Here is a 13474-nt window from a genome sequence, read left to right on the forward strand (position 1 = left end):
TAGATAATTTATAGGTGGGTCCCGTGAAAGCACCATCTGTAAAGGTTGTACCACCACCTAAAAACTTCGCAACATCTTCAGAGAGGGTATGAATTTGTCCACCATTAATGGCATCACGTGAATCCTTTGTAATACTGCCAACAGCTACATTGTGAAGAGCAACGGGCTTAGCATCTTTACCTTTCCCCAACGTCACACTTTCATAATTAATGGTTTTTCCTTCATCTGTATTTTTATCATAATGAACAACTGCTGATTCATCAGACTGAAGATTATCAGAAAGGTCTTTTAAACCCTTATCAAGTTGGCCTTTATTAACCGCTTCATTGTCATTCTCTGCTTTCTTCACACCGGAAATAACACGATCAGCACCACTCTTATTTGCAATATTGATTGTAGCGCCTTCCGTCTCCGCACCAATCTTGATAGTCTTGCTGTCTGTATCCTGTTTAACTAGGTTATCACCTACAACCTTGTTAATCTCTTTGTTAATATTCGTGAAAGATGTCCCTACTCCTGCTAACGCATCCGCAACATTATCATACTTCTTCTCTTCAACTGTAACACCATCATCTTTGACAGCTTTAACCGTGAAACTTGGAGTGGTCCATTCACCATTCTCATACTTAGCATCACCACCAAAATATTTCGCTGTATGTTCAGCAACCTTAGTAACAGTTTCATTGGTGGTAAAAAGCTGTGAGCCATTAACCGCATCACTTGAGTCTGCAGTAATGTCTCCATTCGCAAGATACTTAATCTTGCTATTGCCTTTTTTCTCTCCTTCTCCATGCGTCGCTACAAAGGCACTATCTGCTTCGCTCCAGCTCAAAGAATCATTTTTCGCATTAGTAATCTTATTGATAATCTCTTTTTTTGCATTTGTGATAGAAGTCCCTACACCCTCAAAGGCAGAAGCTACATCAGTATAGCTTTTATCTTCTTCAGTGCCATCTTCCTTAACGGTCTTAACCTTGAAACTTGGATCTGTCCACGCTTCACCCTCATACTTGGCACCTCCGCCCAAATATTTCGCTGTATGCTCAGCAACTGTAGTAACATTTTTATTGGTGGTAAAAAGCTGTGAGCCATTAACCGCATCTGTCGAGGTTCCTGAGAGTTCACCAGAACTCACACCGGCGATTGTCCGTTCTTTACCGTCTTTGTTGAAAATACTTAGTTTAGTGCCGCCTGTTTCCTTAGCAATGGTGATAGCACCCGATCCCCCCGCACGGAGACTACGCGCTAAAGTTATCTCTTCTTCTTGCTTAACAAGGATACTATCTCTTACATCAGCAATTTCCTTATTTGTTGTAAATAACTGCGATCCATTCACTGCCTGTTGTGAAGTCTCAGTGAGTTCTGCAGCCTTAACTTTCTTTATCTCTTTACCTCCAGCATCAATACCATCGGTCGTTATTTTCGGACCATCAGTAATGACCAGACCTTTTGCATCTAGGGTGGTTGTGCCTGCCTTTAAGCTCGTTAATGCAACATCTTGAGCCAAATCAAATTTTACATTATTATCTTTATCGCCTTTTGTAATGTTAAGATTTGTACTTCCAGTGGAAAAATCTACCGTGCTTTCAATCGCAACAGCCTTAGAATTTGCACCACCAACAGAGAGTTTCCAACCTTTATCGGCGTACTTTCTTAGCGCTTTCAACTGCGCAACATTCACTGCATCTGTATCTGCACTACCAGCTGCTACCGCTATAATCTGTCGCGTTTTTTTATCACCAACACTTCCAATACTCACTGCACCTGATGTGCTTTTCCATGACAATGCACTATCTGTTGCATCTGCATTCGCTATAGGATCATAACCGCTCACACCAGAAGCAATATTAGCGATAGAATAATCCCCTAAAGAAACACTTCCTTCTGTCCTTGCTTCTGCATAAAAACCCAAAGCAGTAGAATACTTTGCGATTGACTTTGCACGATGACCTATAGCAGTCGTAGCATACTCTAAAGCTTTAGAAACAGCACCAACGGCCGTCGAATAACTACCTGCCGCTGTTGTATGATCATCCTTCGCATCAGTTTCATGATACTCAGAACCTATTGCGACACTGCTCGCACCCAAGGCCTGAGCTGTGTAACCTATAGCAATGGTATCCTCTTTTGAGGCCAGCGAATCATGGCCTATAGCAATACCTCTATTCCCCTTTGCATTTGCTTGATAACCCATGGCTATACTATTTTTTGTTGTAGCCTTTGTAAAGGGACCTATAGCAATAGCACTGCTAGCCGATACCAATGAATTAACACCAATAGCGATCCCCTGTTTTTCCTTAGCTTCAGCTGCTAAACCTATAGCAATTGCTCTTTCAGCTGTTGCCAACGCTCCAACACAACCAGTTTTACCGCCTATATTTTTACAATCTGGGTCATCTCTACCTATTGCAATACTTGAATAAGTAGTTGCCTTTGCAGTATCGCCCAACATAATACCTTTATCAGCTTTCGTGTCTCGCTGCAGTTCACTAACAGGAATGAGTTGTCTTGTTGTCAAAGTATTTATTGTGGAATTATTATCACTGTTACTAGAAAGAGTATTGACCAGAAAATTTACGTAGTCACTGGTAGCATCCACCTTAGGTGTTGTCGCAACATTCAACGCTGTTATATAATTTTCCTTTGATGCATTAGAAGCATCTAACTCACTGTTATCGCCATCATAAGCAGAAATAACATTTCGTGGAGCTCCTACAACAGCGCTCTCGACACCTTCAAGGAATATTTTGCTTACATCGACATTTGCCGAAAAACTAGGAGAAACATTCGATAAAAACGCAACTATTGCAGCCAACAAAAGCGCCCTCACCAAAGACAACGGATAAGGAAAATGAATCCCATTTGCATCATCGTGTGCTAGTGTGGCATATGATTTTTTCATAATAAATTCTCCAATGAAAAAACTTAAAAACACCTCCAAAACATAAAAAAGACATATTTTAGCATTATTGATCTTCTCGGAATTCAGAATGGAGGATCGTTGTTTAGCGTGTGAACGTTTTGAGTCTTTAGTTTTTTGCGCTTTCTGTGTTGAGGCTTAAATGTTTATTTTTGATTTATGTTTTTTTGACATAAAGTTAATACATTTAAAGTCTATGGGTTTTGATGTGCTGTTTTTCCTAAATAAAAAAGAGGTATTGCATATTTAATATTACTTTTTACTTTGTAGTCTCTACTATAAAATCCTTTGAAAAAGGTTTTAGTTTTATTAGAAAGCATTTTTTTGTTAATAACAAGTAAAGTAAAAAGAAATTGTAATATGTTCGGGATATAGATTCCTTGGAAAATCGTTTTTTATTTAGGTTTTCTCTTTTTAAAATGTCATGTAATGATATATGCGTGATTTTGTGATTTGCCTTTTATTTTTACGCACTACTTATCTCCCCCTGAAAGTTATTTCATCAAAATGAGTCTTACTAATACACATTTCCGTATTATTATAGACTGTTCAAGAAAATAGCAACATAAAAATATAACTTTTTAGCAATATGGATTCTATTTGTGATATTTTTGCAATAAAAGCATATAAGAGTCTTCTATAAAACCTTAAAGTTTATATCGTCATCAAATATTATGCTTATCTCTAGATAAATACTGTACGTCTGTAAAAAAAATCACCCTCATTTCAATAAATAAGGGTGATTATTTGGTTCTGTTTTCGTTGTTCGTATTATTTTATTTTCAGAGTAATTGCTCCACCTATTCCCCAGTGACCACCAGCACTCGTGGCAGAGAGATTAGAGCGGATTTTTCCGTTCTCAGATGTATAACCAGCACCAAGAGCAAACGCAGATTGTCCACGCCATGCCCCGCTACCAAATGAGACACTCAAAGATCCTGGGTCGTCGAAGTAACGTAGGTTGGATACTGCTAGACCAACAGCGGCTGCTTGTCTTGCCTCTTTGCGTACACTCTTAATGTCATAACTTAAAATATTAAACTTCATATCTGTATATTGGTTAGCCCGATCAACAGCATCATCAATAGCATCGATAACGATATTATTCACCCGTTGATCTGTGTAGTGCTTTGATTGATCAAGAACAATTTTCATCTGCTGCTCAGTGTAGCCATGGAGCTGACCACCATTTACAGCTTCTTTTGATCCCTTCTCAATACGACCATCCGCAACATTATCAATCATAACAGGTTCACTTTCGTTGCCACCTTTTAGAGTGATCTTATTGGTCTTTTTACCATCAGCATCTTTATCATAGTTAACTGCACCATCAGAAAGATTATTAACCGTGTTCTCAATATTATCAACTCTGTTTTCAATATGGAAAACCGTTTCACCAATATCCGTAACCGTAGCGGAAATATTGTCGACTCTGTTTTCGATATGCTTAATATCTTTCTCAACGCCAGTGATACGTTCGTTGGTCTGCCAAAGCTGTCCGCCATTGACTGCATCTTTTGAACCTTCTGCAATTTTACCATCTGCTACATTGATAATCTTACTTGGTTGACCATCATGACTAGCGTCATAGGCTTTTTTCTGTTCATTCCAATTTAAACCATTGGACGAGACATTGTTTTCAACATTTTGAATGCGATTGTTTATCTTGGACATACTCTCACTCACGCCGTCAAAAGCATTGGCAACGTCATGATAGGTCTTCTTCTCACCAGAACTGCCGTCATTATTGAATTGTGCTATCTTGAAAGTAGGAGCGATCCATTGTCCATTATTATAGCCAGCGCCACCACCAAAATACGCAGCAAGCTGATTACTCATCAAATAAAGTTGCGAACCATTTACAGCATCCGTTGAGTTAGCAGAAATGTCTCCATTCGCAAGAAACTTAATTTTGCTATTGGTTCTTCCCTCTCCATGCTGTGCTACAAATGCTTTCTCATCATTATTCCACAACAAGGCATCCCCTTTGACTTCTTGAGTAATATTATTGATTTGTTGTGTAAAATCATTTGTCACATTTATTAAATGATCATTCACATTCTTCACATTTGCATCAAGACCCGTCAAAGCGTCACCAACATTTTCAAAGGTTTTCTGAACCACCTTACCATTCGCAGAAACTGTAGATAAATTATACTCTGGTCCCCCAAAATAACCATCACTAAATTCCGCATTCCCACCAAAGTAATTTGCTATATCTTGGGAGATTTGATTAATTTGGTCCCCATTTACTGCATCGGTTGAATATTCAGCAATTTCGCCAGCTTTGACATTAAGGAGAGCTACTGGCTCTTTATTTTTATCGCCACCTAAAGTTATACTACCATAATTAACAGCACCATTTTCTTTATCGTAGAGAACTGCAGCAGCTGTTGTGAGATTAATATCCTTAGAAATCTTCTCTATACTTTTATCAAGCTGTTCTTTATTAACAGCTTCATCATTCCGCTCTGCAGCTTTTACACCGGAAATTGTACGAGCATCACCGTTCTTATTTGCAACATTGATTTTAGTTCCACCTGTTGCTTTACCAACAGTGATAGTACCTTCATTTTCCTCCTGCTTAACGAGGCTATTTTTCGTCGCATTCGTAATCTGATTTTGGATATTCGTGATAGAATTATCAACAGTACTAAAAGCAGATCCAAAATCATTATGTGGTTTGCCCTGAATAGTATACGTTGGCGCTTTACCATTAGATACATCTGCACCACCACCAAAATATTTTGATATATTTTTAGCAATTGTTGAAAGATTATTTGTGACAGTGGTAACATTCTGATTGGTCTCAAAGAGTTGTGAACCATTTACAGCATCGGTTGAATCTTCAGAAATATCTCCATTCGCAAGATACTTAATCTTGCTATTGGTTCTTCCCTCTCCATGCTGTGCTACAAATGCTTTCTCATCATTATTCCACAACAAGGCATCCCCTTTGACTTCTTGAGTAATATTATTGATTTGTTGTGTAAAATCATTTGTCACATTTATTAAATGATCATTCACATTCTTCACATTTGCATCAAGACCCGTCAAAGCGTCACCAACATTTTCAAAGGTTTTCTGAACCACCTTACCATTCGCAGAAACTGTAGATAAATTATACTCTGGTCCCCCAAAATAACCATCACTAAATTCCGCATTCCCACCAAAGTAATTTGCTATATCTTGGGAGATTTGATTAATTTGGTCCCCATTTACTGCATCGGTTGAATATTCAGCAATTTCGCCAGCTTTGACATTAAGGAGAGCTACTGGCTCTTTATTTTTATCGCCACCTAAAGTTATACTACCATAATTAACAGCACCATTTTCTTTATCGTAGAGAACTGCAGCAGCTGTTGTGAGATTAATATCCTTAGAAATCTTCTCTATACTTTTATCAAGCTGTTCTTTATTAACAGCTTCATCATTCCGCTCTGCAGCTTTTACACCGGAAATTGTACGAGCATCACCGTTCTTATTTGCAACATTGATTTTAGTTCCACCTGTTGCTTTACCAACAGTGATAGTACCTTCATTTTCCTCCTGCTTAACGAGGCTATTTTTCGTCGCATTCGTAATCTGATTTTGGATATTCGTGATAGAATTATCAACAGTACTAAAAGCAGAACCAATGTCGTTATATTCAGTGTTCTGAATCATATAGGTTGGTGCTTTATTAGTGACCACATCTGCACCACCGCCCAAATATTGAGATGTATTTTGAGAAATTTTTGCTAGATCATTCGTAACAGTGGCAATATTCTGATTAGTCGTAAAGAGCTGCGAACCATTTACAGCATCCGTTGAGTTAGCAGAAATGTCTCCATCCTTCAAAAATGTGAGTTTGCTGTCTGTCTTCTCTCCGTTTGCTACATGAAGAGCAACAAATGCTTGTTCATTTTCACTCCACAAGAGAGAATCTTTAGAAACACCATCAATTTTCTGAGTAAAGTCATTGACTACATATGTTAAGCGACTATTCACATTCTTTACATTTGCATCAAGCCCTGTCAAAGCGTCACCAACATTATAAAAGATTTTCTGTTCTCCAGAACCTTCGGCAGAAACTGTAGATAAATTATACTGTGGTCCTAAAAAAGCACCATCTCTAAATTCCGCATCACCACCAAAATAGTTTGCAACATCTCCGGATATTTTATTAATCTGGCTGCCATTAATTGCATCATTCGACCCTTCTGCAATTGTACCAGCTTGTACATTATGGAGAGCAACTGGTGCCGTAGTCTTATTACCCCCCAAAGTCACACTATTATAATTAATGGTGCCATCTGCATTTTTATCATAAAGAACCGCAAAGCTATTTGCTTCTTTAATGACCTTAATACTGTCCGTGATATCTGCAATTTCACCATCAAGTTGTTTTTTATTAACAGCTTCATCATCATTAACTGCTTCTTTCACACCGGAAATTGTACGAGCATCACCTGATTTGTTTGCAATATTAATCTCTGCGCCTTCTATATTCTTACCGATAGTAATACGATTTGTCTCTTCTTCTCGCTTAACAAGGCTATTGCTTTTTATGGTGTCAACAACATCTGCAATCTGACCATCGAGCTGTTGTTTATTAACAGCGTCATTATTGTTTACAGCAGCCTTTACACCGGAAATTATCCTATCTTCACCCGATTTATTTGCAATATTGATTTCAGAACCACCTGTTGCCATACCAATGGTGATACGACCTTCTTCTCCATCATCTTGCTTAACAAAACTATTTTCTGCTATTTGATTTTTTATCTCTTGTAGCTGCGCAAAATTCACTGCATCATCAGCTTCTTTCCCAGCTGCTACTCCTGTAATCTTTTGTTCGCCAGCATCAATACCATCCACAGTTATTTTAGCCCCATCAGCAAACAGAAAGCCATCACTACTCATAGAGGCGTTCCCTGCAGTGACACTTGCCACTGTAATATTCTTAGCTAGATCAAATGTCACATTATTGTTTTCCGTACCTTTTGTGATCTTAAGGTTGTCACTTGCAGCTGACAAATCTACGGTATCTTTTATACCAACGGCTTTAGCATCTTTACCCCCAACAGATAGTGTCCAACCTTGGTCTACGTATGATTGTAACGATTTTAGCTGTGCAACATTAACGGCATCAGTGTCGCCACTACCAGCTGCCACTCCTACAATCTGGCGCGTTTTCTCTGATTTAGCATCACCAACACTCACTGCACCTAGTGTGGCTGCCCATATCGTGCTGTCATCTTCTGACGAGCTTTTAATTAAAGGATTATAACCAAGTTTGCCAGCAGCAACATCAGCCACAGACTCGCTCCCAATCGCAACACCTAAATTTACCGTCGTTTTTGCATAAGCACCAAGAGCTATAGATTCCTCACTGTCCGCCTTAGCACGATGTCCAATAGCTATTGATTCTTCACCCTTCGCTATTGTACGCCCCTCAGAAGGGATCGGTTTACTACCTTGTCTACCTTCACTACCTATTGCAATACTTTTTTTACCTACAGCATACGCCAAATGACCTACAGCAACAGTATAGCTATTATCCACCTGCGCACCATAACCAACAGCAACCACATCGGGAGCATTGACTATTATTTTGGCGCCAAGAGCAGTAATATCACTATCCTTATGGAGTTTTTCGGCCTTTGTTATATCATTACCAAATATGACACTAGTACCCTGTACGTCACGTTGCATATCTGTATCGCGCTGCATTCTAGCCATAGAGTCATTGCGCGAAGGATTCAATGCATCAATAATCGCTGTATTCTCACCATCCTGTGAACTGATGATCAATTTTTTATATTGCCCGCCTGTATCTAATGTTCTTTCCAATGAGTTTTTGTCATCTGCCCTCAAAACATTCACAATAGGATCATCATTACTTATACCAGAAAGGGTTTTGATTAAAAAATTTGCATCGTCATCAGAAGCGTCAACTTTTGGCACCATTGCCACATTCAATGCTGTTAAATAATTTTCCTTATCACCATCATAGTAATCATACGCAGAGATAATGCTTTGCGGATAAACCACAGCGGCATTCTTCACATTTTCAAGAGATGCTTTTGTTAAATCGAGATTTGCTGAAAAAACAGGAGAAGCATTCGATAAAAACAATGCCACCGCAGTTCCCAACGAAGCTACTTTAAACAATGATGATCGATGATGTGAACGAGAAAACCTCAAATCACGCAGATTTTGTGTAGTATATAATTTTTTCATAAAAACCCCCTTCATAATAATAGATTAAAAACACAAAAAAGGTATGCTCTAGAACTCTAAAGCTTTCTTATTTCCCTTGCGTGTTCCTGCTTTTACAGCGTGTTTTAGGACATAAATAAAATTAAGACATAAACTGTTGTTTCTACAGCGTCTTTAGAGGGTAGTTAGAGGCAAGTTCGTGAAAGTCAATTTAAGGAAGGTAAAAAAACACTTAATATTAGAATTAATTTCGTTTTTTCTATCAAAGGTTGTGTGTCGTTTTTAGCTTTGACCTCTTTGAAAGAGATATAATTTTTGTACCTATTGATCATCCGTTTAGGCATCAGTTTATTTTTCGTGAATAAGATTTTTTACTTCATTAGAGGATTTATGAAAGCTTTTTACTAAAATGCCCCCGCTTTGATGAGGCAAGGGCAAAGAGCATATTTAAGAAAAGTTTTTTGCTTATCTAGTTCAGTATTAAATTAAGCCCAATACCTACACCCCAATGACCACCAGAACCCGTTGCGGAGAGATTGGAGCGAATTTTTCCATCTTCTGACATATAACCAGCGCCAATAGCAAATGCGGATTGACTGCGCCATAAACCACCACCAAATGATAGACTGATTTTTCCAGGAGTATCATAACTTAAATTAGACACTGCTAAACCAATCGCTGCTGCTTGTCTTGCCTCTTTCCGAACATCCTCAACAGTATAACTTAACGTTGCAAACTTCATATCCGTATACGAATTAGCCTCACTAACTCCATCTTTTACAAGATGAGAAACTTGCTCATCCGTATACTTATTGGCATCTTCAAGAACCGTCTTCATCTGCTGTTCTGTGTAATCATATAACTGATCACCGTTTACTGCTTCTTTCGAGCCTTCTTCTACCTTTCCACCCTCTACATTGATAATCTTACTCGCCTTCTTATTCTTATCAACGCCACGACCTGCATTAAATGCATTAGCAATATCGTTATAGCTTTTTTTTCGTCTTTTCCATGCCGAGCCACAAATGCCCCTGCTCCATTACTCCATAACAAAGCATTTTTCTCGATGTTGCCAGAAATTTCATTATGAAGCTTCGCGAAAACACTATTTATGCCAGCAAAAGCTGCTGCAATATTATCATAGCTGTTCTCTTCAAAGGTTCTATAGCTTGAAATTTGGTGCTGTCCATTCTTCATTCTCATATCTAGCACCACCGCCAAAATATTTTGCAAGCGTTTGATTTAGTGAATAAAGTTTTCCACCCCGTCACAGAATCCGTGGAACTCTTTGTAATAACTTCTGCCGAAAGGAATGTGATCTTGCTGTTTTCTTGCTTCTCTCCATGTTTTGCAACAAAATCTTGATCCTTTGTGCTCCATGACAAAGAATCCTGCACACCCCCTCAGAGACTCCTTTAATACGATTATTTATATTCTTGATATTGTGATCAAAACCTGTAAAATAAGTTAGAGTAGCTATATGATTTCCCTATTACCGCACCTTTTTCATCAATCTGATGATAATTTATAAGTGGGAGCTGTAAAAATACCGTCGCTAAAAGATGCTCCACTACCTAAAGATTTCGCAACTTTATCACCCAATGAATAAAGCTGACCGCCATTGACAACATCGGTGGAATTTTTCGTAATTTTATTTGCTACAGTATGAAGTGCAGCGGGAGCTGTAGTTTTTCCAAAAGTCACACCTTCATAATTAATAGTGCCATTTTCATTATTTTCTTTATCATAATAAACAACAGCAGAATCATTAGCAAGTTTCTCTAAACTTTCTTCAAGCTGTTTTTTTACTAACAGCATCATTGATGCTTTATCTCTCTTTGCTTTCTTAAAACCAGAAATTATCCGTAATTTATCACTTTTATTCGCAATATCAATTTTATCACCATCTATATCCTTACCAATGTTAATGTGTTTCGTTGCTGTTTCCTGTTTTACAAAAATACTCACTGCTACTTATTTTTTTTACTTCCTTCAGTTGTGAAAAATTCACTGCATCAGTATTGCGAGTTCCTTCTGCAACATTTGTTACTTTTTACTTACCGCATTAATACTACCGGTAGTTATTTGCGGGACATCAATAATTACTAAGCCTATTGCATCTACTTTTGTTTTCTCTCCTAATGTTATGCTTTTCAATACTATGTCATTAGCCAAACCAAATATGAGCTTATTTTCATCGTCCTTATCTCTTTTAACCTTGAGATTACTTCCTCCGAATGAAAATTTATTGTACTATCTGGCACCAAAATCTTTAGCTGTCTCACCAGCAATAGACAGTTTCCAACCTTTTTTCTTACGACTTCTTCTAAATCCTGCAACTGTCTAAGGTTCACTGCATCGGCAGGTTTGCTACCAGCTGCTACGCCTATAATTTGTCGCGTTATGTTCTTACTAAGAATACCAATATTCACTTCACCTTTCGTACTTTTCTATTGAGATTCGGTGTTTTTAGCCGGTCCTTGCAGAAGAGACATATACCCAGAAACGCCAGCAGCCCTACCAGGCACAGAGTTGTTCCCGATAGCAACACCCCATCAACCGTCACGTTAGAATAGGAACCTATAAAATAGCTTCTTGAGAAAATGCATATGCACCCAAGAGCAATCGAACCATACCCTAGGGCTTTAGAAACGGCTCCTACAGCTATTGAATAATCACTCTTCGCAGTTGTATAATTATTATCTCCATATTTGCTCTTCTTATTATATTCACCACCTATTGCGACACTGCTTTTCCCCAAAGCGTGAGCCATATTGCCTACAGTAACGCTCCATTCTTTTTCCCCTTGCGTTCCACTACCTAAAGCAATACTTGTGTTTGGAGTACGTTGCATACCTGTAAATCGTTGCATTCTTGTAATGAAATCATGTCGCAAGGTGTCAGATCCATCGATAATCCTTGCATCTTCGTTGTTTTCAGAACTCATTGTAATTGTAGAGTTATTGTTCATAACCAATTGCGAATCGGTAAGAAATCTCTCACTAAAACCATCCTTACTCTTAATAGAAAGCGTATTGACGAGAAAATTGATATAGCCACTATAATCTGTAGAATCATCCACTATTGGTGCCATTGCTGCTGTATTAAGTGCTGTTAAATAACTTGCTTTTAATAAATCAAAACCTTTTGAGAGAGCCCCAATGCTGTTAGAGTTAGCATACACAGAAAGGAGCATTTTTCCTTGAGAATAGCTCTTTGTTGCTTTTTCCATGGCTTGAAGCAGCTGTTCTATTATATCAATTTTTCGCCAAAACAGGAATAGCATTCGATAAAAAAACAACTATCACAACTCCCAATGAAAACGTTGCTACAAACAACCGATAAAATAAACGCTGAAAACTTGAGCTATTTCCCTTGAATATGATCAATAATTTTTTTCATAACAAACCCTTAACAAAAAACCATGTCTAAAACATAAAAAGACATATTTTGAATTGTAAGAATTTGCACTATTTGCTTTTCATACTCGTAATTAGATTAAAACAATTTGGAGAAATTAAACTTTTACTATGAAGCTACAAAAAAGGAAACTGATTAAAAAAACATAATATTTTGAATTATTCTATTCTTAAGATAATTTGTCATTTAAAAAACAAGACTTTTAATGAAAAGTTATAACGATATCAACATAAAGCATACATTTAAAACTATACGCAAATAAAAGCTAAAACTGTCTTCTTTTAATAAAGGGTAATATTCGTATTTACATTGCTTGAAGCATTTTAATAAATCAAAATAATAGGATAGAGCAATAAGATTATTACCTAATTATCAAAGAAAAATAGCAATCAATTTTTTGAATCTTTACCACTAAGGTCTTTTATTCTCAACAAAATTTGTAATAAGCTTTTTATATTCGGATTTTATATAATTACGAGAGTTTTTACATTTAGAATAGCTTTAGAGAACTCTGGAAGAAGGTAAAAAAATTGCCCTTTTCTTAAACAAGAAAAAGGCAATTCAATTTTATGGATTTAATCGTTTATTAGTTGAGTATCACATTAACCCCTGCACTTATACCCCAGTGCCCTCCAGAAGTGGTAATTGACAAGTTGGAACCAATATCACCGTTCTCTGAAGTATAACCTGCACCAAAAGCAAAAGCAGATTGACTGCGCCACAAACCACTCCCAAATGCGATTGTTAATTTTCCAGGAATATCACTATAGCGTAAACCAGCTACCGCTAAACCAACAGCTGCTGCTTGTCTTGCCTCTTTTCGAACATCCTCAACAGCATAACTTAATGTCGAAAACTTCATATCCGTATACGAATTAGCCTCATTAACTCCATCTTTTACAATATGAGAAACTTTCTCATCCGTATACT

The 13474-nt window shown here is 37.6% G+C and carries 6 protein-coding genes and 3 pseudogenes; all 9 read right to left on the bottom strand.

All coding sequences use genetic code 11. The features are described 5' to 3' along the window. Positions 1 to 2902, bottom strand: a pseudogene (locus tag ACFIKH_RS07940) (hypothetical protein); the annotation flags it as partial. Between the two features lie 789 nt (positions 2903 to 3691). Further along, on the bottom strand, positions 3692 to 9145 hold the full coding sequence (locus ACFIKH_RS07945) for a Vomp family autotransporter (protein ID WP_375671427.1): 5454 nt from the start codon (positions 9143 to 9145) through the stop codon (positions 3692 to 3694). Positions 9146 to 9593: 448 nt separating this feature from the next. Next, positions 9594 to 10049 (bottom strand): annotated as a pseudogene (locus tag ACFIKH_RS07950) (YadA-like family protein); the annotation flags it as partial. Continuing rightward, positions 10037 to 10327: a hypothetical protein gene (locus ACFIKH_RS07955; RefSeq protein WP_375649065.1), complete on the bottom strand. Its 291-nt coding sequence runs from the start codon at positions 10325 to 10327 to the stop codon at positions 10037 to 10039. The pseudogene ACFIKH_RS07950 and the gene ACFIKH_RS07955, both read right to left, overlap by 13 nt. 306 nt (positions 10328 to 10633) lie before the next feature. Next, positions 10634 to 11092, bottom strand: coding sequence for a hypothetical protein (locus ACFIKH_RS07960; RefSeq protein WP_375649063.1), 459 nt, complete (start codon positions 11090 to 11092; stop codon positions 10634 to 10636). Then, positions 11049 to 11138, bottom strand: a pseudogene (locus ACFIKH_RS07965) (hypothetical protein); the annotation flags it as partial. The pseudogene ACFIKH_RS07965 and the gene ACFIKH_RS07960, both read right to left, overlap by 44 nt. Before the next feature lie 145 nt (positions 11139 to 11283). Beyond that, positions 11284 to 11556 (bottom strand): hypothetical protein, encoded by a 273-nt coding sequence (locus tag ACFIKH_RS07970; RefSeq protein ID WP_375649060.1) that lies wholly within the window; start codon positions 11554 to 11556, stop codon positions 11284 to 11286. Beyond that, positions 11553 to 12425 (bottom strand): hypothetical protein, encoded by an 873-nt coding sequence (locus ACFIKH_RS07975; RefSeq protein ID WP_375652052.1) that lies wholly within the window; start codon positions 12423 to 12425, stop codon positions 11553 to 11555. Before ACFIKH_RS07975 ends, ACFIKH_RS07970 begins: the two co-directional genes overlap by 4 nt. Before the next feature lie 705 nt (positions 12426 to 13130). Further along, a partial coding sequence (locus ACFIKH_RS07980; protein WP_375627467.1) for a YadA-like family protein occupies positions 13131 to 13474 on the bottom strand: 344 nt, incomplete at its 5' end.

This window comes from Bartonella sp. SD1336NMGDW (genome assembly GCF_042193565.1).
Taxonomy (GTDB): domain Bacteria; phylum Pseudomonadota; class Alphaproteobacteria; order Rhizobiales; family Rhizobiaceae; genus Bartonella; species Bartonella grahamii.

Bases quoted from the DNA above. Each gene is read 5' to 3' on its own strand.
- ACFIKH_RS07945 (WP_375671427.1), bottom strand. From the start codon at position 9,145: ATGAAAAAATTATATACTACACAAAATCTGCGTGATTTGAGGTTTTCT.
- ACFIKH_RS07955 (WP_375649065.1), bottom strand. From the start codon at position 10,327: ATGAGAATGAAGAATGGACAGCACCAAATTTCAAGCTATAGAACCTTT.